17 protein-coding genes are annotated in these 21,395 nt (G+C 41.3%); 6 read left to right on the top strand and 11 right to left on the bottom strand.

Annotation, left to right across the window (positions count from 1 at the left end; all coding sequences use genetic code 11):
• Positions 1-6: 6 nt before the first annotated feature.
• Positions 7-468: a DUF6985 domain-containing protein gene (locus RUMAL_RS07965; RefSeq protein WP_013498227.1), complete on the top strand. Its 462-nt coding sequence runs from the start codon at positions 7-9 to the stop codon at positions 466-468.
• A 165-nt stretch (positions 469-633) separates the two neighbouring features.
• Here RUMAL_RS07965 and RUMAL_RS07970 read toward each other — a convergent pair whose 3' ends face one another.
• A complete protein-coding gene (locus RUMAL_RS07970) occupies positions 634-840 on the bottom strand; it encodes a helix-turn-helix domain-containing protein (RefSeq protein ID WP_013498228.1) in 207 nt (68 codons plus the stop codon).
• A 12-nt stretch (positions 841-852) separates the two neighbouring features.
• A complete protein-coding gene (locus tag RUMAL_RS07975; RefSeq protein WP_013498229.1) occupies positions 853-1,317 on the bottom strand; it encodes a DUF2975 domain-containing protein in 465 nt (154 codons plus the stop codon).
• Positions 1,318-1,571: 254 nt separating this feature from the next.
• On the opposite strand from RUMAL_RS07975, the gene RUMAL_RS07980 reads away from it, so the two are divergent.
• A complete protein-coding gene (locus tag RUMAL_RS07980) occupies positions 1,572-2,423 on the top strand; it encodes a DUF3737 family protein (protein WP_013498230.1) in 852 nt (283 codons plus the stop codon).
• Between the two features lie 177 nt (positions 2,424-2,600).
• Here RUMAL_RS07980 and RUMAL_RS07985 read toward each other — a convergent pair whose 3' ends face one another.
• From RUMAL_RS07985 to RUMAL_RS08025, 9 genes are all read right to left on the bottom strand, one after another.
• The gene (locus RUMAL_RS07985; protein WP_013498231.1) at positions 2,601-3,317 is read right to left on the bottom strand and encodes a DUF134 domain-containing protein; all 717 of its coding nucleotides are present in this window, start codon (positions 3,315-3,317) and stop codon (positions 2,601-2,603) included.
• A 180-nt stretch (positions 3,318-3,497) separates the two neighbouring features.
• The gene (locus tag RUMAL_RS07990; RefSeq protein WP_013498232.1) at positions 3,498-3,701 is read right to left on the bottom strand and encodes a hypothetical protein; all 204 of its coding nucleotides are present in this window, start codon (positions 3,699-3,701) and stop codon (positions 3,498-3,500) included.
• Positions 3,701-4,858 (bottom strand): glycoside hydrolase family 27 protein, encoded by a 1,158-nt coding sequence (locus tag RUMAL_RS07995; RefSeq protein WP_013498233.1) that lies wholly within the window; start codon positions 4,856-4,858, stop codon positions 3,701-3,703. The genes RUMAL_RS07990 and RUMAL_RS07995 overlap by 1 nt, the downstream gene beginning before the upstream one ends.
• Before the next feature lie 112 nt (positions 4,859-4,970).
• Positions 4,971-5,834: an AraC family transcriptional regulator gene (locus RUMAL_RS08000; RefSeq protein ID WP_013498234.1), complete on the bottom strand. Its 864-nt coding sequence runs from the start codon at positions 5,832-5,834 to the stop codon at positions 4,971-4,973.
• 247 nt (positions 5,835-6,081) lie between these two features.
• Positions 6,082-7,947: a glycoside hydrolase family 9 protein gene (locus RUMAL_RS08005; protein ID WP_013498235.1), complete on the bottom strand. Its 1,866-nt coding sequence runs from the start codon at positions 7,945-7,947 to the stop codon at positions 6,082-6,084.
• Positions 7,948-8,200: 253 nt separating this feature from the next.
• Positions 8,201-8,827, bottom strand: coding sequence for a glycoside hydrolase family 25 protein (locus RUMAL_RS08010; protein ID WP_013498236.1), 627 nt, complete (start codon positions 8,825-8,827; stop codon positions 8,201-8,203).
• Between the two features lie 135 nt (positions 8,828-8,962).
• A complete protein-coding gene (locus RUMAL_RS08015) occupies positions 8,963-9,772 on the bottom strand; it encodes an MBL fold metallo-hydrolase (protein WP_013498237.1) in 810 nt (269 codons plus the stop codon).
• A 19-nt stretch (positions 9,773-9,791) separates the two neighbouring features.
• Positions 9,792-10,349 carry a phosphatase PAP2 family protein gene (locus RUMAL_RS08020; protein ID WP_013498238.1) on the bottom strand — a complete coding sequence of 186 codons (558 nt, stop codon included), beginning with the start codon at positions 10,347-10,349 and terminating at the stop codon, positions 9,792-9,794.
• 625 nt (positions 10,350-10,974) lie between these two features.
• Positions 10,975-11,265, bottom strand: coding sequence for a hypothetical protein (locus tag RUMAL_RS08025; RefSeq protein ID WP_013498239.1), 291 nt, complete (start codon positions 11,263-11,265; stop codon positions 10,975-10,977).
• 439 nt (positions 11,266-11,704) lie between these two features.
• Between RUMAL_RS08025 and RUMAL_RS08030 the strand changes: the two genes are divergently transcribed.
• From RUMAL_RS08030 to RUMAL_RS08045, 4 genes are all read left to right on the top strand, one after another.
• Positions 11,705-13,786 (top strand): EAL domain-containing protein, encoded by a 2,082-nt coding sequence (locus RUMAL_RS08030; protein WP_013498240.1) that lies wholly within the window; start codon positions 11,705-11,707, stop codon positions 13,784-13,786.
• Between the two features lie 66 nt (positions 13,787-13,852).
• A complete protein-coding gene (locus RUMAL_RS08035; RefSeq protein ID WP_013498241.1) occupies positions 13,853-14,194 on the top strand; it encodes a DUF6572 domain-containing protein in 342 nt (113 codons plus the stop codon).
• Between the two features lie 124 nt (positions 14,195-14,318).
• A complete protein-coding gene (locus RUMAL_RS08040) occupies positions 14,319-15,314 on the top strand; it encodes an aldo/keto reductase (protein ID WP_013498242.1) in 996 nt (331 codons plus the stop codon).
• 391 nt (positions 15,315-15,705) lie between these two features.
• On the top strand, positions 15,706-21,390 hold the full coding sequence (locus RUMAL_RS08045) for a glycine rich domain-containing protein (protein WP_013498243.1): 5,685 nt from the start codon (positions 15,706-15,708) through the stop codon (positions 21,388-21,390).
• The last annotated feature ends 5 nt before the right edge of the window (positions 21,391-21,395 follow it).

Raw genomic sequence — 21,395 nt, forward strand, 5'->3', positions numbered from 1 at the left:
TAAGTTATGTTTTTTAGAAAACCCAAAAAGGAAAAAAAAGAAAACGAAAAAATAACCAATTCAGTTTTTGGAGATCTTGAATTTATTGACTGTGCCTGGGAAGGAGATTCGGTAAGTTCTTTGTTTGGTGAAGAAAAAACTATTGATCTGTATGTATATGCTGATGAAGATGAAAAGATCATTGAAGAGAACCAGGAAAAAGTTTATCAGAATTATATTCGTAATCGGACGGAAATTGAAGAGGCTGTCAGAAAAGTGATCTTTAAAGAATTTAAGCTTCCGGAAGATTTTGATCTCAGTTCACGTTTCAGAGAGAGTTCCATAATTGTGACCTGTGACGGTAATTGCGGCATAGCCATCGTTGACAACACGTATGAAATGGGACATAACCGTTTTAAATTTGTGGTCGAAACCGAACCGGACTACGAATTCACAGATTCAGAAGAGTATTATTTAGAAACTAAATGACATCGCAGCTATTATGGAGCTGCCGGATCGAAGTAATATGAAAAATCTGCATACTTAACAACTGATACCGAAAATTTCATAAAACACAACAAAGCATGGAGTCACAAATCGGGACTCCATGCTTGATGTACAATATGGGGATATATGTGCGAAATTTTTTATTTGTTATTCTTTTACAAATTCAAAAAGATCACCTGGCTGACAATCGAGTGCATCGCATATAGCGTTCATAGTTTCAAAACGTATGCCTTTCATCTTGCTGGTTTTAAGGTTGGATAGGTTGACGTTTGACATCCCGACTTTTTCTGCCAGCTCATTCAAGGACATTTTGCGGTCAGCCATTATTCTGTCAAGTCTGATTATTATAGCCATATAGTACCACCTTTACGCAATAAGGTCGTTTTCCTGCTGAAGTTTGAGACCGTAAACGAAAACTTCGGATATTAAACCGATGATTATACTTATTCCGATGACCAGGATGTTCATTGTATTATAGTTAAGCACTCTGCAATATTCATGTTCTGAGATCGGTGTTGTAGTATAGGGCGGAACTAATGCACCGGTAACAAACAGGATAAATCCCATAATACGCAGCTTTGTGATTATCTTTTTTGAAAAAGGCTTTCCTGTTTTGCGTATCTCAAGCAGTATCATCGCGAGAAGTCCCAACTCTGAAAAAATCGCTAAAGTGTAGATCCCATTTATCAGTAGTTCGATCATTTGAGGATTGTTGATGTAGCTGATAAACTCACATATAGCTACAACTAATGATGTAAAGCATAAAAGACCGATCACTACTGAGTTAATGATAGAACGTTTTTTTAGTTTTTCGGATATTTTGGGGTTCATAACAACATCTCCTTTTAAAGTAACACTTTAATTATTTTAAGTTTTCCTCGGCCGGTGAGTATATTGTATCACAAGAATTAAAGTGTGTCAATAAGTATTTAAAGTAATGCTTTAAATAACGTGATGATGTACAATTAGTGTGGCTAATATCAGCTTGGAATTGTTTGATATCACAAGAATGGTAAGTGCTATAATCGAAAACAGTAGTAATATGAAATATATCTGCAGAAAAAATGATCCAAGGAGTGAGGTCAATGAATAGTATAGAAAATAAGACTTTTGATAAGGAAAGAGCCTTATATAATGTCCGTGATACTATTGTAAAGGGATGTACCTTTGCAGGTGCTGCCGATGGTGAATCTGTTCTGAAAGAAACAAGGAATATTATTATAGACAGCTGTACTTTTTCGCTTCGTTACCCTATATGGCACGCCAAAAAGTATGAACTGAGGAACTCAAAGCTTGACGAAAAAACCAGAGCATCACTGTGGTACTCCGATGAGGGGATCATTGAAAATACTGATATTACCGGAGTTAAGGCGCTCAGAGAATGTAAAGATACGGTAATAAAAAATTGCAGGATAGAGTCACCTGAATTTGGTTGGAAAACTTTGGGTACAAAAATATCTGAGAGCAGGATCGTATCGGAGTATATTTTCTTAGATGCCATGGATATTGAGATAGACAGGCTCGACTTCAAAGGAAAGTATTCATTCCAGTATGTCAGGGATATGAGAATAACAAATTCGGTACTTGATACGAAAGATGCTTTCTGGCACGCAAAAAATGTTACAGTAGTGGATTCTGTAATAAAGGGCGAGTATCTTGCATGGTTCTCTGAAGGTCTGACATTGATAAGGTGTAAGGTGATCGGCACACAGCCGCTGTGCTATTGCAAGGATCTGAAACTTATAGACTGCGAAATGACAGACTGTGATCTTTCTTTTGAATATTCTGATGTGGAAGCTGATATCAAGGGACATATCGATTCGGTAAAAAATCCGAGATCGTGCAGGATAATCGCTGACAGCATAGGTGAGATAATCAAAGAAGAATCGATCATAGAAAGTAATGCAGAGATCATTATAAACAAAACATCAACATAGGCAAATATTTCTACGGCAAAAAAACGGGTTGCTGATATTATCAATGCGATCATTTATGAAATAATGTGACATTATATACATTAAGCTGTTTATAGTTGCAATTATTGTGTATGTGCTAAAAATGCAGAAGCCTCACTAAAATGTGAGCCTTCTGCATTTTATGTATTTCTTGCTTTGTCAGTGATCACCGCATCTGTGATTACCGCAGGAATGTCCTTCGCCATGTTCATGCCCATGGTGATCGCAGGTGGGGGCAGAGTTTTGTAAAAGTGTATTGGCAAGAAATGCCTTTACTGCTTCATCGGCACTTCCCATATTGCCTCCGTAGAGAGTGATGCCTGCCTCCTGCATAGCCATCTGAGCGCCACCGCCGATACCTCCGCAGATAAGTACATCAACATCTGCATTTTTGAGGAATCCTGCAAGAGCGCCGTGTCCTGTGCCGTTTGTACCTACTACCTGTTCACTGAGGATCTTGCCGTCGGCAACATCGTAGAGCTTGAATTGTTCGGTCCTGCCAAAATGTTGAAATATAAGTCCGTTTTCATAGGTTACTGCGATTCTCATTATCGTACTTCCTTTCTGATTGATCATTTCTGATATTGTGTTGTAAAGAGTATAGTTTCCACCGGAAATCATGATGCGTCTGCCTTCTACAAGAGCTTGAGCCAGCTTTTTTCTTGCGCTTTCATATATTGCGGTTACAGTTGTTCTTGCAACGTTCATATCAGCAGCGCACTCCTCCTGAGTTTTTCCATTATAGTCAATAAGACGTATAGTTTCAAACTCGTCAAGTGATATTGTAACTGTGTCATTTGCCATATCCTGATCAGGTGCAAAGCTCCAGTAATCGGGATAACAGCAGATCCGTCTTGCTTTCTGTGGTCTGGGCATATCAGCATCTCCTTCCTGACTTATGTCAATTATAACACGATTTCTGACTTATGTCAATAATAAGAATGTTTTCATTTGTTATGAAAAGCACAAAAGCTGCATAGAAATGCAGCCTTTGTGCTTTTAAGCTAATGTTAGGTGTATTTGGAGAAATCCTATTAAATAAAATGAAATTTTCAGCTATACAAATAATGTACAGCGTCCCGTGCTCCGATAGTATTCTATCAGACGTTCTATATCGGCACGGGTGCATCCAAGTTTGACTGCCAGGCAGTCTATGCAGAAAAACTCATCGGCACCTCGGTTTATCAGTTTTCGGTGGATCGCGATATCATCAGCATAGAGCGTTTTGCCGCATTCCTTGCAGGTCTTGAAGTTTGCCATCAGAGTTTTACTACTTTCGCTATGAACATGGCACAATCGTGTGAATCGAGCTGTGTTACATAGCGCTCGGTATATGTTCCTACTGATGAATGTGAATAGCAGTCATACATATCCAGACCTCTGCCCGAGAATACCGGCAGACCGATATCGTAAAACTGCAGCGACATTTCAGCTCGCTTATCGCTCAGGTTGAAAAGACCTATAGCATAATCACCAGTAGAAAGTGGCTTTACCAGAGCAAAGACATTCTCAGGGTTGTTCCACTGTCTTATGATGTAAGGACCTCTGCACTCAATGTCCTGATTTATTGAGATGATGTCCTTGTTGGTAAGTATCTCTTTAGCGGCAGCATCCATTTTTCTGATATCACAGCCTATCATAAGCGGAGAATTCATAATTGCCCACAGTGCAAAGTGAGTCTTGTACTCAATGTCTGTGCAGCCGCCAACAACACTTCCAAGCACCTCCGCATTGTCACCCTTGCCGTGCATACCAACTACAAGCATATCCATATCGTTGTGACAGTATGATCCGCTGTATGGCTGATGTGAGACCTGTGAGTCAAATATACTCTTTATACTGAACCAGTTGTCTTGTATATCTCCTGTAGAACGGAACATATGCGCACCCGAGGAGCGGATCCAGTCGAGAACATTATCGTTTCCCCAGTTGCAGGCGGAGAAGAGTATATCTCTTCCGCAGCTGCGAAGTGCCATGGACATTCTTCTGTAGAGCGTCGCACCGTCTGCCGACAGCGGTTTATAGCAGTAATCATATTTCAGATAGTCAACTTCCCATTTTGCAAATGTTTCAGCATCAACAAATTCATGCTCAAAGCTTCCGGGAAAACCACCGCAGGTGTGAGTACCTGCACAGGAATACATACCGAATTTCAGTCCCTTTGAATGGATATAGTCAGCGAGAGCTTTCATGCCATTCGGGAATTTATTCTTATCAGGAACAAGTCTTCCGCTGCTGTCACGCTGACGTTCCGACCAGCTGTCATCAATGACTATGTACTCGTAGCCTGCATCTTTAAGACCGCTTTCAACAAAGAAATCAGCGGTAGTTCTGATAAGCTCATCGTTTATGTTCCAGCCGAATGTGTTCCATGAGTTCCAGCCCATAGGTGGTACTGCTGCAAGCGGAGTTTTCATAATATTATTTCCTTTCATGTGATCGGTTACTGTATGCTTATTGTACATCATAAACATAGTCAGTTATTACATATAAGCTAATATATCGACTATGTATTATCGTTGTATGCTGTCATTTTCTGCCACTGCGATTATGCAGTAATTGTTTTTTGCTCATTCTTCTGTATTCTATTGGTGATATACCCTCTGAGCGCTTGAATACTGTGCTGAAATATCCTGGTTCACGAAAGCCGCACTTATCTGATATTTCGTTTATCGGCTCATCTGTTTCAAGCAGCAGATGCTTTGCTTCCAGTATCCTGCGCTTTTTTATGTACTTTTCTATTGAAGATCCCATAGCCTGACGGAATATCCTGCCAAGGTACTGGTGTGAAACACCGCTGAGTCCGACTAACTCTGATATCGGAAGGTCACGGTTGAAATTATCCTCAATGTGATTTATAACTGGCAGGAGAATATCATTCTTAACGTTGCTGCCGGATTTTACTGCGTTTAGTATAAGGCTGTGCAGTTCAAGTATGATATCATAGCAAAGTCCTGAGCATCGGAATATACCGTTTATCCTGTCTGTCCGGAGAGTCAGCATTATCTTGTTGAACAGCTTGTTAAGTTCAGTGGTATCACAGCTTTTTAGCAATACCGGCTTGTCCAGCCCAAGCTCACCAAGAGTTCGTTCGATATCATACCCATCGAAAACAATCCAGCGAACAGTCCATTTGGGTTGATAGGGATAGTATTCATGAGGGTAAGCCTTAGGCATGAAGATCAGATCGCCTTTGGATATCTCCACGCTCTGTTCATCATAGTTTATACAGCCCATACCGCTAATGCACCACAATATCTTGAACCAGCAGCCTTCTCCGTTCTCCTGATAATATCCCTGCCACTCGGTCCCGCCTATACCTCTGAGGCACACGGGCAGGTTTTCAGTCTTTTCAGCATAGGGATAGATATTGGATTCAACAGCTGCTGTCATGTTGCTCACCTCACTGGTATGATAGCATATATTTGTTTTATTGTCAACTGCTGATTTTGCAATTTGAAATCTTCAAAGTGAAAATCCCACCGTAAACACGGGCGATTTTAAAAGCAAATTAAATATTTGAAATAAAATGATTCAAATATTTAAACCGACAGCCTGACTTTATACTTCATAAAAAAAGTCTACCTTTGCAGGTAGACTTTTAGATAGAACGATATTGGACTTAGTATGATCCTTTTGATCATCTAATGGTTACTGTAACAGCGTGTTTGATAGACTCTGTGGATGTCCATTCACCGTTAACCTTAGCTGCGATAGCAACCTTGTAGGTCATGCCGGGTGTAAGGTTCTTGGGGGTAACAAAGCTTCTTGAAGATGCAGGTATATAGGAATTCTGAACTCTCCACTTGCCTGCAAGATAAACAGCGATGCCGTAGTTTGTAGCGCCGTTTACAGGAGACCAAACAAACTGTACCTGATGATACTGCTTGTTGTAGTTGACAGCTGTAATTTCAGGATAAACTCCGGGATTATTATTGTTGTTATTATTGTTATTGTTGTTATTGTTGTTGTTATTATTGCCGAAGGAATAATTCTTCTTGAATTCAGAAGCGCTGTTTACAATGCTTGCAGCGCCATCACCGTTGCTGCCGTAAAGATTTACAAGTGCTGCACAAGCAAGAGCGAAGCATCCGTTGTAATCAAGTGCACCTTCTGTCCAGCGGTAGCTGTCGGTAACTTCATTGAATGTACCGGAGGAATCAGGTCCGCCGATGAGATAACCATAGTTTACATAGGTAGCATTAGGATTGGAGGAAGCATCTCCGTTGCCTGGATTTGCAGCTCTGTGGTGTACCTTGGGTGACCATGATGAGCCGTAGCCTGTCAGGAAGCTCTTATTATAGGGATTGTTGCCGAGTATATAGTTCATCTGATACTTAGCACCCTTTGCAAGAGAAGAATTTGAATCGTTGCCGATAGATGCAAGTGCTTCCATCTGAACAGCACAGTTGTAACGTGTGCAGCCCCACTCCTGTTTGCAGGAATTGTAAGTACCCTCATTCAGACCGCCCATATTGTTTACTTCAAACTGAAGCTCCTTAGCGTATGCGGAATCACCGGTCTTTTTGTACATCAGTGCAGCGTAACCTGACCATACCTTATCCCAGCTGTACAGATAATAATCGTAGTACTGATTATTGTAGCAGCCGTTGCCTGTAGGCTTGAAGGAAGGTTCACCGCGCTCACCCAGAATATACAGCCAGCCTTCTGCCATAGCCTGTTCATCCTGATACTGGGAATTTGTTGCATACATGGAACCCATACCTTCCATATAGTTACCTGTATGCTGCGTACCGAACTTATAAAGAGCCTTAGCATACTTTGTACACTTTGCTGCATAGGATGCATCTGTATCCTTGAATGCTACCGCAGTACCTGCAAGGGCGCTTGCCATTTCCAGTACTATAACTGAGTTGTTGCCGGAATTTGTCAGCCAGTATGTAGGACGATCGCCGTTCTGCTTTTCGGGAGAACCCCAGTAGCTGTGGTCACCCTCATTTGATACCATATAGCATACAGCACCTACATCACCATTGTTATCCAGGAATGTAGTCTTCATCAGGTAATCTGCGCCGTTTCTCAGGATGTACAGCAGATGATCACGGCAGCCTGCCTTCTGATATGCACCGGGATTGAGATAATCCGAAAGAGCAAGGCTGTTCATACCAAAGCCTATGGTCAGGTTGAACTTAATATGGTCGCCTGCATCGTGATAACCACCGGAAACATCCACCTTACCGTCACCGTCAGGATCTACGATACTTCTTGCGCCGCCGAGATTGACAGCATTTGAAAGATTTGCCTGTGCATCACTTACGTGGCAATTGCCTCTCCATGCCAGAGGGTTGTCATCGACACCTGTACCGCACTGGTTGGAATCATAGAAATAAAGGGATAATGCCAATGCATCTGAATAATTGGCATCTCCTCCGGCTGCACTCGCCTTTATTGCGGGAACTGCCGTTGATACCATTGCACCGGCTGATAATACCAGTGCAGTTGCGAATGCTGCGATCTTTGAAGATCTTCTTCCATGTTTTTTCATCTCTTAACACTCCAATTCTGATAGTTTTAGACTATTCGGGCAAAAGTACACCTCTGCCTCGAATATAAATATTTACCACTATGAAAACATTATATCACACCATTTCGTTTTTGTCAACATATTTATTTAAATATATTTGTAAACTTTTGTTACATTGGCTAAGCGGAGCTGTCTTTTGCATGGATATATTAAGTATGAAAAACAGCCTGTCGGTCAGACAGACTGTTTTTCATGTATTTTTCCGAAGTTCTTTTCAGTGCTTTTTGTATCCGTTGAATCCGCCGTTTTTTATGATATCCGGATAGTCCACATAAGAGGTGTCCATATCTACATCGTTACTTATACCGTTGATTTTTCCCTTGCAGCTGTACTGCCACATACCGTAGCTTCCTCTATAAGTGCATCTGCTGCCGTATTCTGCTATCCACAGTGCATAGCGCTCGGCAACTTCTTTGGTGATATATTTTTTCAGAGGGGCGCTGCTGATGTACAGCCCTGTGAAATATCCTGCTTTTTCCAATTCTCCGCAGAAGCATTTTACCAGTGATGAGCAGAAAGCTTTCCCCTTATCGAACTGTGTTTGTTCTTCCAGGTCAAAATAGACAGGATATTCAAACTTTTTGTTTTTTATAACTTCAAGGCAGACACGGGCTTCTTCTTTTGCGTCGGTTTCGCTTTCAGCGTAGCTGAACCAGTAAACACCCACGTTCAGCCCTGCTTTTTTTGCATGGGAATAGTTCTTGTCAAAATACGGATCCTTCTGTGAGATATACTTTCCGTATCCGCCGCGGAGTATTACAAAGTCCACTCCTCCTGACTTTACTTTGTTAAAGTTGATCTCTCCCTGCCACTGAGAAACGTCAATGCCTTTTATATTCATGATATACCTCGTCTTTATTCGGGTCTGGATTAGCTGTGATATTAGCGTCTGCACTGTTCTTTGCAACAAAGTTCAGCTGCGCTGTATTATACGATAGTATATGTTTCACGACCTGAAGTTGACACTGTCTGTATATCAGATGATACTTTCTCCGCTGTGCATGGCGATGAGTTTTTCGCCCATTATTTCTTTCATGATCTCAAAAGCAGGTATGCCTGTGCAGTGACCGCTGTAGTATATGGTATCAGTTGCTGCAAGTTCTCTTGCTGTCTGACGTATGGTTGCTATCTCCTCAGCAGTGTGTTCTCCGTCTTTTTTCATCATGTGAAAACCACTTATAACGCGGTCGGGGAGTCTGCCGAATATCTCTTTGTAACGATCGAGTATGTTGAGTATACCATTGTGGGCACAGCCCGATATCAGCAGATCTTCACCGTCACAGGATATGACCAGGCATTGTTCATGGGCAAAATCGTCAGGAACTTTTTCATTATCCTGCATTTTTGTAAGTTTTGAATTTCCCTGAGGACGGCATCGTTCACCGTGTATACCGCTGAACAGGAAAAGTTCATCGTCGATCCGCAGATCACCGTCGATAAGATTGACATTAGGCAGGGATAGTATGTCTTTGTCAATACCGATATATCTGTCGCCATTGTAATGAGGTTCAGCTGCCGATCTTTGCATATAGATATCCGCATGGCTGTTGACAGCTGAAAAGGGAAGTATCCCTCCCGAATGATCGTAGTGTCCGTGGCTGAGTATCACAGTATCAACTGTATCCAGATCTATACCGATCACAGCTGCATTGTTGATGATGGCATCGGTCTGACCTGCGTCGATAAGTATCCTGTGATCATTTGTTTCTATGTAAACGGAAAGTCCGTGTTCTGCTAAACAACCTTCTCTTCCGCAGGTATTTTCAACAAGTGTGATTATTCTCATAGTAAGTCACCTTTCTGTTTTATCTGTGCAGACGTTCATGGCTCTTTAAAATGCATCTGTGATATACTGTACAGGTGAAGAATCCTACAGCTGCTCCCAGAAGCATACCGCAGATCACATCTGTAGGGTAATGTACTCCTACGTACAGTCTTGAAAGTGCTATAAGCAGAGCGAACAGCAGTACAGGTATACCGATTTTTCTCGGCGTTTCACGCAGAATGACCGTTCCTACTGAAAAGCCTGCCGAGGAATGACCTGAAGGGAATGACGAATCGTTCTGCTTACCTATCATAAGATGAAGTCCGTCTATGACTTCATAAGGGCGGATACGGCCTACAAGGTTTTTTAATATGAGATTGCATATTACCGTATTTATCACCAGCGCGGCAGCACATAAAATGCCGAGCCTGCGTGTTTTAGGTATAAAGATAAGTGTCAGCGTAACCGCTATCATCATTAGCCCACCATTTCCCGAGTAGGTTATGACTTTGACTATGGGAGTTAACAGATCTGTTCTGACATTTTCCTGTATCCACAAAAGGATCTGTTCGTCGAACCCGATCAATTTTTCTAACATGGTAAGTATATCCCTCCTGAAATAAATAAGTAACAATCATATAAATATACTAATATATATAATTATAATGCAGGAAATTTATTCCATAATTTTTGACGTATAAATATAAGGCTCAATGCCTTAACTGTGCATAAAAATGGAAGTTCATATAATAGTAAGCTAATGTAATAATACCTAAATAAATGAGCAGTAATTTAGTGATAATAGACTTGGTAATACTGACAAAATAATATAAGATCCATTTTTATTGGCTGTAGGGTCATCAGCTTTACAATTATACCATTAATATTTAAAAAAGTAAAGAAGATATCACAGTAATTTCAGAAAAATACCTATCGAGGACAGCATCTATCCGTCAACACTAACAACGGATACCGAGCATCAAACAACCGATACCCGCCTTGAAAGAAACGTATCGAGCCGTCCGCCCGAGGACAGCATCTATCCGTCAACACGAACAACGGATACCGAGCATCAAACAACCGATACCCGCCTTGAAAGAAACGTATCTAGCCGTCCGCCCGAGAACAAAAAGACCGCAGGTGCGTCGGATGCACCTGCGGTACTTAAAGCTCTTTTTATCTCTCCAAAATATTTTTTTTACACACGCAATAATCGACTAAGGTCATATATCCCATTCTGTGCGGACAGTGTACCTTGCAGGGAAGCGAAGTTTTGATATCGCGTGCATTGAAGCGATGGTGCCGTTGTACTTGAAACTCACTATCCTTACTTTACTTTCTTTTAAACTTTTGGTAGCAAGATCCCATGCACCGATCTCATCAAGTGCTTTCATGTATATTTCCGTAATTCCTTTTAACTCGTCTGATTTTTCCGCGTGAATACGCAGTTTCCCTCTCCTGAAGCAGTCAGGCTCTACGCTAGGATGCTTCATCATTAATTCGTTTCTGTTCATATTATCATCTCCTGTGAAACTATTTCTCCCTTTTCATTAGTCGCCGAATTATCAGTTCACAATTTTTACATTTTAACTTTTCGCTTCTCTCGAATGCATATTTTAACATAAAAAAACGACCTCGTCAAGAGTTATTAATTATTTTTGTTGATTTAAACAAATGTCAAGGTAATAGTACCTGCTTTTTAGGTACAATAAGCTTTTTTTATGACAGGTAATCTCAAAAAATCCCGAAACAAATCCGTTTCAATAATAACAAGACGTTTTTATGGACAACTGTGATCATATGCGTCAAATATGATAGATATTTACCAAAAATTGCGGGGTATTAGTTTTAAATTTTTTGATATTCATAAATAAACGTTGAATTTGCTCAAAATTTCTGTTAAAATAATATAAATTAAAATGTTCGATCCTATCATAAAAGGGGGGATTGTAGTTGGATAAAAAGGATATAGATGCTCTTTGTGCGCTTTTTAATGAATTATCAGAAGTGCATAATGAAGCTGAACTGGAAAGATCGGTGGAGAATAATATAGGTATTTTTGGTGATCATGATATCACCAAACTGAAAATAGCCCTTTATCTGCTTGGCGAAAGAATGCTCACTGTCGATGCTGAAAACAGGGATGCATTAAGAGCGCGTCGTATTGCCTGCCTGACTGATGCGGAAAAAGCGGAGATGCAGAAGGTCGAGGAGATAATTGATAAAAATCTACTTAAATACTATTTCCAGCCTATCATAAGTGCATCCACCGGCGATATATATTCATACGAAGCACTCATGCGTTCAGCTGCCGATCCGTCAATAACCCCTTTTCATATACTCAAATATGCAGGCCTTAATGACAGGCTTGATGATATCGAGAGAGCTACGTTTTTTAATATACTTAAGATAATCGAGAGCGATAAGGAAAAGTTCGGCGGAAAAACAGTATTCATAAATAGTATTCCCAATGTTTGTCTGGGCGAGGCTGATGTAGAGATGATATCAGCTATCCTTAGTAAATATTCGGATATGGTAGTGGTAGAACTTATAGAAAGCGCTGAAGCTGACGAAGCTCAACTCATAAGGCTGAAGGATACATTCAGCAGTATGGATATTAAAATAGCTGTCGATGATTATGGCACAGGATACTCAAATGTTAGCAATCTACTCAGGTACAAACCCGATTTTGTAAAGATCGACCGTTCGCTTATAAGCGAAATCAACTGTGATTCCAATAAGAAGCATTTTGTACGTGATATCATAGAATTCTGCCACGATAATGATATACTTGCACTTGCAGAGGGCGTTGAGACCGATATGGAAATGAAGACCCTGATAATAATGGGTATCGATCTCATCCAGGGTTATTATACTGCCAGACCTGCACCTGAACCGATCTCTGCAATACCTTATGAGATAAGACAGGAGATAAGGCGTTTTCAGCAGCAGCGTCAGGACGGCGAGGAGACCCATGTATATAAGGTCGAGGGTACTGAACGTATATTGCTGGAAAAAATGAAAAAGCACGGATACAAATGTATACGAATACTGGCAACCGAAGATGACGGGGATATTTCCATTGTTGGCAATTCATCTCTTGAAACTCAGGTGCATATAGAGATCGACAGCGGATTCAAAGGCAGAGTCAATCTTGAAAGCGCCAATCTTTCCAATACCAAGAATCGTCCGTGCATTCAGCTGGCAGAGGACTGCGTGGTGGAGTTATCTGTCCTTGGTGATTGCAAGCTGCAAAACGGCGGTATCATCGTTCCCGAAAGCTCCGAACTGACGTTTACAGGACTTGGTTCGCTTAATATAAAGGTTCATGATCCTTCCTTCTATGGAATAGGTGCACATCTTGACGAACGTCATGGCAGGATCAGTTTCAGTGCGGATGTTACTTTCGTTATTGAAGCTTACGGACAGTTCGGCACCTGTATCGGTTCGGGCCTTGGCGGTGAGATAGACATACACAGGGGTATTTTCAATATATCCATGAATTGTAATAACGGTGTAGCGATCGGTTCTATGACGGGTAATACTGATCTTGATATACGCTACTGCGGTATCGAGGTCAACTGCTACAGTCTTAAAGGTACTATTGTCGGCAGCCGTGATGGTACTGCTGAGCTTATCCTGCACAGCATGAGCCTGAGGTGCAGCGTCAGCGGCAAGGAAACGGTCTGTGTAGGTTCTTTGCAGGGTCCTACAAATGTTACGATCGAAAATTCCAACTTTGCCTCAGATGTCAGATCTGATAAAATGACAGTGTTTGGCTCGCTTTATAACAAGAGCATCGTCACGGTGCATAATATCTCCATGAATATTGAGGCAGGCGGTCAGGAGGCTTACATTATAGGCGGTCTGAACGGAAACACTGTATTTGATTGCACTGAAGCTGATATGAAGATAGTCCTGAATTCCGGGTTCAACAGTATTACTTCAGCACAGGGCGATGATCTTGTAGTCGGAGACGGAAGATATCAAATAAGAGTAAACGGTCAAAATTTCCGGCTTATCCCCGAAAAGTGATAAGAATATGTTTTTTCGCAGGAGGCGCAGCCGCGTCCTCCTGCTTTTTCTAAAGGAGAACAGCTTATGAGAACTAATTTTAATATCGAAAACACAGATACGATAGATACATTGGCTTATAGGGAACAGACTAAGATGATGATATTGCAGATAGCTGATGGTATGGACTGGTCCGACATGGAAAGACATTTCTCGCTGCTGCGTGAGAAACTGGATACCTATATATGGTATATAGATTCAAAACAGTATGAAGATAAGTATCCCGATGTAGAAAGGATAGAGTTAAGGGTGACATTTCTTTTCAAGGAGCCTGATGTATGTATAAAGCTGCTTGAAAAGGCAGGAGAGGTGCTTCACCGCGTTTTTGAAAACTCTGCATTGATAGTTGAATGCGGAGAAAGGGAATAAAGTCTGACTAAATATTATATAGGATATGTTAAGGTGATTATAGTATATGAGATTGCAAAAGTTACGGATGTATGGTATACTCATAACGTTGATAGGGTAATAAATGATAAGGAGATAATTTGATATGTATACTGCAAATGAACATAGATATGACAAAATGTTATATAACCGCTGTGGTAAAAGCGGCCTGAAACTGCCTGCTATATCACTTGGACTATGGCAGAATTTCGGATACGGTTCAGTATTTGCGAATGTTGAGGAAATGTGCCGCACTGCTTTTGATCTTGGTATAACTCACTTTGATCTTGCAAATAACTACGGTCATCCCTATAATGGCTCAGCTGAGGAAAACTTTGGCAGAGTACTTGACAGGGGACTGAGGGCATACCGCGATGAGCTGGTGATATCTACAAAGGCAGGCTATGAGATGTGGGATGGTCCCTATGGTGACAGGAACGGCTCACGTAAGTATCTCACAGCATCACTGGATCAGAGCCTAAAGCGCATGGGTCTTGATTATGTGGATATTTTCTATCATCATGTATTTGACCCTGATACTCCGCTGGAGGAGACTGCTCTTGCACTTGATAATGCTGTAAAGCAGGGCAAGGCACTTTATGTTGGTATATCAAATTACAATAAGGCGCAGACAGAGGAGATGCTTTCGATATTCCGTGAGCTGAGAACTCCTTTTATAGTGAACCAGCCGAGTTTTTCTATGCTAAACAGATGGGTAGAGGACGATAAGCTTGATACCTTCTGTGTGGAAAACGGTATTGGTCTTGCTGTGTTCTCGCCGCTTTATCAGGGCTTCCTGACAGACAGATATTTAAAGGGTATTCCGGAAGATTCCCGTGTGGGAAAGGGCAATACCTGGATAGGAGATCAGCTTACTCCACAAATGCTGAAAAAACTCAACTCACTCAATGATATCGGTGTTTCACGCGGACAGAAGCTGTCACAGATGGCTGTTGCGTGGCTGTTACATAACAAGGCTGTTGCCACTGTACTTGTAGGTGCCAGCAGACCTCAGCAGATCATTGATAATGTTGGTGCACTCGATAACCTTGATTTCACTGCTGAAGAGATCTCTGAAATAGAGAAGGTTCTTGCAGAGTGATCTCATTCGGGTGCTTGAAAATGCTTTCTTGAGGGCCTTATATAAAATTACCGCCGCCTTTTGCGTGAACAGCAAGGGCGGCGGTAATTTTTTGTCTTAAACTTGTAAGATATCCCAAAAACAAATGTAAATAATTAATGAACCTGTATTTTGTTTAAATATTATTTCTATTATAATAAAAAATAATAACAAAATTTATAGTAAACTATTTCAGCAAAATGAATAAATACAGATGTATAAGATGTGAATTTCTAACAAAAAACAGAAAACTTTTGAAATTTCGAATGCTATACTTTATAGTAAGTTGGAACAAAAAGCATTGAAGTTAACCTACAATAAATAGGCATAGTGCTTAAATGATTGTCTATTATAGTTAAAAGAGGTGAGGACAGTGAGAAGTTTAAGAGGCAGTAATATCAAAAAACGTGTGTCGGCACTTTCTATGGCAGCGATGATAGTTATTGAACAGCTTGCATACATAGATCCGATGATAGCATATTCTGCCAGATCGGCATCTTCTAATGGATCGTCAGATTTTCCCGCAGTGACTTCAAGCGGTGTATCCGCATCACTTGAACATAAAGATCAGCTGGTAGATAACGGTGACGGTACTTACACATTTACTTCTGATATTACTTCAGCTTATTCATATCACGATGAAAGCGGCGACAGACTTCGTTTTCAGTCGGATACTTATGAATTCGATAAGCCCGGCAAATATCTCATTGAGTTGTGGGGCGGTGACGGTGGTGACGGAAGTTCGTTGTTCCCACTGAGCTTTAAAGCAGGTTCAGGCGGTAAGGGCGGTTTCGTGTACGGTGTGCTTACTGTTACTCCTGAAGATGTGGATGCTAAGAAAAAGCTTTACTACGAAATAGGAAGTAAAGGACTTAGCCAGACAAGAAGTATCGCAGGCGGCGGTACAGGCGGTATCGGCGGCGGTGCTGGCGATATAGCTGTATTCTCGGTAGGTGCAGGCGGCGGCGGTGGCGGCGGCGCAGGCGCAGCCCTTCACACACTGCCCGGTATATTCGGCGGTGACGGACGTGCAAACGGCGGCGAAGGCGGAACATTCTTAAGCAGCCTTAGCGATACCCCGAATATCAAAGCATTTACAAGCGGTACTTATTACGCAGGTGAAAACGGCAAGACTTCGGGTACTAAGGCAGCCTATGTAGGACAGGGCGGTACAGACCGTCCCGGTGAACTGGTAGAAAGTTTCATAGGTTTCCTTGAAGCTTCATCCTATCCTAACGACTGGCAGAAGTCATACCACCCAGATGCTGACAGAGGTATCGGCGGTGCAAGTAACTTCCGAGGCGGCGGCGGTTCTTCCTATGTAGGTGCTTACAGTTATTTCGAAGAGAACTCGAAAGGTTCTGATGATCTCTTTGTTGAGAGAGACGGAAACACAAACGCTGATGTGGGCGGTGCTGTAGTTATAAGATATCTTCCCGATAGCAACAGCGATTACGCTTATCTTGATAACATCACAGTAAGCGGTGGAGTTTCAGAATATTTCGATATCGTATCAATGAACTGCACAAACAATAAGTATAATGCTTCAAGCAAGAAAATGCAGTTATTGAATGTTTCATCTACAAAAACAGATAATAACTTCACAGTTAACGGTTCGGTAGCACCTGTACCCGATGGTCTTGACAAAGGTCAGGCGCAGGATACCCTTACAGTTTCAATAACTGTAAGACCGAAGAAAGCATTCTTCGGCGGACTTAACGTACCTGTATTCACAGGTGACTTTGCTGTAAAGGACAGTGATAATTCAAAGAATTCGACTATATCTTATACCGATAATGTTACCCATGTAAACGTGCCTTACAATATCAGTATAACTGCTAAGAACTCAACAAAGCAGACAGGCGATACTGTATTAAAAGGTGATCTGTTTGAGCAGGAGATAGCTTATGAAGCAGATGATCCGATGCAGGATTTCATAAGCGGCATAACCTATAGAATAGATGATATTTCTGCAAATAGTTTCAGCGACACTATAACATCTGCTGATGTATCAAACGGCAGAAAAGCATTCTCGGTGAAAGCAACACTTGTTCCAAAGAGTGGTACTGCGGCACAAGTTGGTGAAGCAGGCAACCCGACAGTAACTAAGACAGTATATGTTCGATGCATAAGTGACAGTGTGCTGGATGTTGACGGATATGAGATCAATGCAGAAAAGTCATTGGCTTATAATGAAACCGATGATACTTACGATCTTACCGTTGATATGAACGTTGAGAATCAGGATGCTAAATCATTCAGTATTATAGATCCTATTGAGAGTGAAAATGTACTTGATATTGTTTATAATGCAACCTCAAATCTCAGTAGTTCTAATGATTATGTTAGTATAAGCAGAAATCAAGATAATAATAGCAATAATACTAAATATTCCGGTACGCTTCAACCCGGTATCTATTATGTTGAGGTATGGGGCGGTGATGGCGGAAGTGGATTCAATGATCCAACCAATAATCTTTCAAGTGCTGTTAGTAATAATACATATGGCGGTTATGGAGGAAAAGGTGGTTTCATTAGTGGATATGTCACTTTGGTTAGCGAGAAGCAGCTGGAAATTGTGTTAGGTCCCAAAGGAATTAAGGGTGATAGTTCAAATCCTGCAGGCAAAGGAGGTAAAGCAACATATGTAAATATTGGTGATGAGTCTGATGATATGACCTTTGTTGCAGGCGGAGGTGGAGGAGGTTCTACCTATTTGAAATATAGTGGAACCGATCAGAATAGTCATATGGGATACTCTGGTAATGATGGTTATAGAATTGGTGGAACCTCAGTTTATAAAGGTAGTTCTTCTAATGGAAATGATTATTACGATGTAAGTAAATATGATGGAGCAGATGCTATTTCTGTTAGTATAAGTACCGGTTTAAATCCTTATCGTAGAATTAGTAATTTCAATAATAATATTGCCAGTTATTTTGCTAAGGGTGGTTACAGCGAAATAGGTAGTGGTGTTCAAACTGAGATTGCTGATATAATGTATATTGACAATGGTGTGCATGATATTACAGTTGATCTTGGTCTATATGAATATGTTAATTATTTTAATAGTGGCATTGTTAGCAATTATTATATAAGCCAGTGGACAAACAAGAGTGGAGATCCAGAATACGTTTCTAATGATGATGAGTACGAACGTGTTTCATCCTATAAAGGTACAACTAAGACTTCTATAGGAACAACAGGAGCGGTAAAAATCACCAGGCTTGGCGTACGCACCAGACATAACTATGGTGGTACTGAAGTTGGAGTAGATACTTCTAATTCTGTTACACTTGCAAACATTGAAGAACAGATCAAAAATGATTATGCTAACGCTAATTGCTATGACAGTTTTACGTTAACAGGCAACTTTACAGATTATTTTGATCTGCAGGCTAATTCAAACTACTCAATCGTAGATAACATTGGATCACATCAGTTTGCTCTTTCAAATGCTAATGTACAATCAACAGCATCAACAACTACTAACGGGTATACTCAAAGTACTCTGCCGGGCTATACATTTAAAAAGTATGATTATGTGTACAAGCTTAAAGGCAACGATTCAGTTACATTCAAACTAAAACCGATAAACGGCTTCTTAGGCGGTAACGATGTACCACTGCTAAACAGCGCAACACTGACACATCATAACAATACTGTTGAAGATGATGATACAAAGTCTATCGTAGCTGACAACGCAACCGACTTCGCAAATGTCAGACTTGCATCCGAAACACTGGCAGATGAAACCTACATAACTGTAGATACATCGCCAATATTCGTTGAATACGGCGGAACGCTTTCGGAAAGTGATTTCACTAATACAAAGAAGACATTTGAAAGCAGCAATCTTGCAGATGACTATGCACGGTTTACAGATTTTGGATATGAGCCGGATCTGAATAATGCAATAACAGCGGATACAAATGTTATTGTTACAGCAGGGCTTGAACCAACATCTGATAATGCAGCAAGAGCAACGGTGATCGATCCCGTAAGCAGGGCAGAGAGAAACTTCAGCGTACCTGTTTACGTGAAGTATCCTATCACAACTACCCTGACTAACGTTACAGCTGCTAAGGCTGACGGAACTCAATTCCCGTCAAGCGGTGAGTTCTTCCCCACATCGGTGGATGACAGAGATCTGACGATCGTACTCAGTGCAGTTGACGGTTATGATCTGCCCGCTGCAGACGATGTTACAGTGACAGGTGCAGATGCATCTATCGAAAAGCGCGACGGTAATATTTACGTTACTATCCCGCGAAGCACTATAACAGGTGTGGTCACCATAACAGCATCAGGAGTGCAGGTAACACATAAGGTACATTATATGTACGAGTACTACGATCCGCTGTCAGAGCAGATCTCGGTACAAAGTGTAGTTGATACGCATGAGTATAAAAACGGTGATTTCCTCGAGGGTCTGAATTTCCCGAACGTAACCGGTGCGTATCCCGTGGGATACGATGACTACGACTGGGATTTCGGACAGACCGAATACGATGATGACAGCGGCAAATACAAAATGGGTCAGGAGGATATCTACATAATAGGTACCTACGTTCCCATAACCTATAAGCTGGTGATAAACTACGTTCTAAAAGATACGGATAACCAAATTCTCGAAACGTACACCTCACCCGACAGGACACAATACCATGAAGATACTGATACCTTTGATATAGCACTTACAAAGGGTGCAGACTTCTTTATAAAGTCCCCCGATATCACGGGTTACGTAACAGATACCCCGTACGTTTCGGGCAAGGTAGATAATGCGTTTATCGATTCTCTTAATGAAACTATCACTATTGGTGAAAAGACATACAAGAGCAAGACGATCAATGTATATTATGAACCAAACCCTGATAACGTGATCGTACACTTCGTCAAGTGTGATGTCAGAGGAGTTCCGATCGAAAATGATGGCAATACTATAACCAGAATCACAGAGGCAATTGGTGTTGGCGTTGACTATGATTTGGAATCGGAAATACTATCCAATATTACTAATGATGAATACGAGATAATCAAACGTACAAGACAAACAGATACGGCCGAAGAAGAGGTGACTACCGTTTCGGGTACTATCACAGATGCAGATCAGATCGAAACATACTACGTTTACTATAGAGCAAAACCCGGAAAAGTTACGGTTGAGTTCTACAAAGAGCGTGATGATGCATCACCTGACAAATCCAAGACTTGTGAGGTTGGCAGAGAGTATGGCTATAACGCTGATCTTAAAGAATTTGATTCTCTCCCAAGAGCCGTAAAGGATAACTGCAGACTTGTTGGCTGGGAAACCGAAGACGGCAAGCTTATCGAGGACGATACGATAGTCGAGGGCGAGGATGGTACTAGAATAAAGCTGTACGCTAAATGGGCATCAATGAAGGTTACTATACACGTTGATTATCGATACGCTGAGAATGTTGAGAATGAAACGATTCGCGGAACTGAGGCAGATACACCATTCACAAAAGAGTATCTCTACGGACAGAGCTATAAGATAGTATCTGGTCATATACCTTATTACGAAGCTGTTCCCGGAGTTGTTGAGGGTATAGCCTTGGAAGATAAAACCGAAAAGGTATACTATAAAGACGGCTCAGGTGAGATAAGCATCATAGTTGATGTTTACAGCGAGAGCAGTTTGAGTAATACCGCAAATGCTCACAAGCTTAAAGGCGGAACATTCGAGCTGTACAACTCGAGCGGTGAATGCATCAGCACCAAGCAGAACACTGATGGTTCTGTTACATGGACAAATGTTGAAGTTCGCCTGACAGACGGTGAAAAATACACAGTCAAGTGTACAGATCCACCCGTGGGATATGCTCCCGGTGAGATAGAGGTGACAGTTCAGGGTACAGAGACCTATGAAGAAATGTTCCTCGGCAAAACCAAATTCAGAATGCCTTTCGCAGGCAGCACACCGATGACAGGTTATACCGTCGTTGGTACATCCACAATGTTACTTGCTGTTTTCCTGCTGTTCCTTAATATGCGCAGTAAAGCAGAAGAAAAAAGAATAAAAAACAATTAGGAGGT

It is taken from the genome of Ruminococcus albus 7 = DSM 20455 (assembly GCF_000179635.2).
GTDB classification, from domain to species: Bacteria; Bacillota; Clostridia; order Oscillospirales; family Ruminococcaceae; genus Hominimerdicola; species Hominimerdicola alba.

Coding starts and splice junctions, on each gene's coding strand:
- RUMAL_RS07965 (WP_013498227.1), top strand. CDS start 7: ATGTTTTTTAGAAAACCCAAAAAGGAAAAAAAAGAAAACGAAAAAATA.
- RUMAL_RS07970 (WP_013498228.1), bottom strand. CDS start 840: ATGGCTATAATAATCAGACTTGACAGAATAATGGCTGACCGCAAAATG.
- RUMAL_RS07975 (WP_013498229.1), bottom strand. CDS start 1,317: ATGAACCCCAAAATATCCGAAAAACTAAAAAAACGTTCTATCATTAAC.
- RUMAL_RS07980 (WP_013498230.1), top strand. CDS start 1,572: ATGAATAGTATAGAAAATAAGACTTTTGATAAGGAAAGAGCCTTATAT.
- RUMAL_RS07985 (WP_013498231.1), bottom strand. CDS start 3,317: ATGCCCAGACCACAGAAAGCAAGACGGATCTGCTGTTATCCCGATTAC.
- RUMAL_RS07990 (WP_013498232.1), bottom strand. CDS start 3,701: ATGGCAAACTTCAAGACCTGCAAGGAATGCGGCAAAACGCTCTATGCT.
- RUMAL_RS07995 (WP_013498233.1), bottom strand. CDS start 4,858: ATGAAAACTCCGCTTGCAGCAGTACCACCTATGGGCTGGAACTCATGG.
- RUMAL_RS08000 (WP_013498234.1), bottom strand. CDS start 5,834: ATGACAGCAGCTGTTGAATCCAATATCTATCCCTATGCTGAAAAGACT.
- RUMAL_RS08005 (WP_013498235.1), bottom strand. CDS start 7,947: ATGAAAAAACATGGAAGAAGATCTTCAAAGATCGCAGCATTCGCAACT.
- RUMAL_RS08010 (WP_013498236.1), bottom strand. CDS start 8,827: ATGAATATAAAAGGCATTGACGTTTCTCAGTGGCAGGGAGAGATCAAC.
- RUMAL_RS08015 (WP_013498237.1), bottom strand. CDS start 9,772: ATGAGAATAATCACACTTGTTGAAAATACCTGCGGAAGAGAAGGTTGT.
- RUMAL_RS08020 (WP_013498238.1), bottom strand. CDS start 10,349: ATGTTAGAAAAATTGATCGGGTTCGACGAACAGATCCTTTTGTGGATA.
- RUMAL_RS08025 (WP_013498239.1), bottom strand. CDS start 11,265: ATGAACAGAAACGAATTAATGATGAAGCATCCTAGCGTAGAGCCTGAC.
- RUMAL_RS08035 (WP_013498241.1), top strand. CDS start 13,853: ATGAGAACTAATTTTAATATCGAAAACACAGATACGATAGATACATTG.
- RUMAL_RS08040 (WP_013498242.1), top strand. CDS start 14,319: ATGTATACTGCAAATGAACATAGATATGACAAAATGTTATATAACCGC.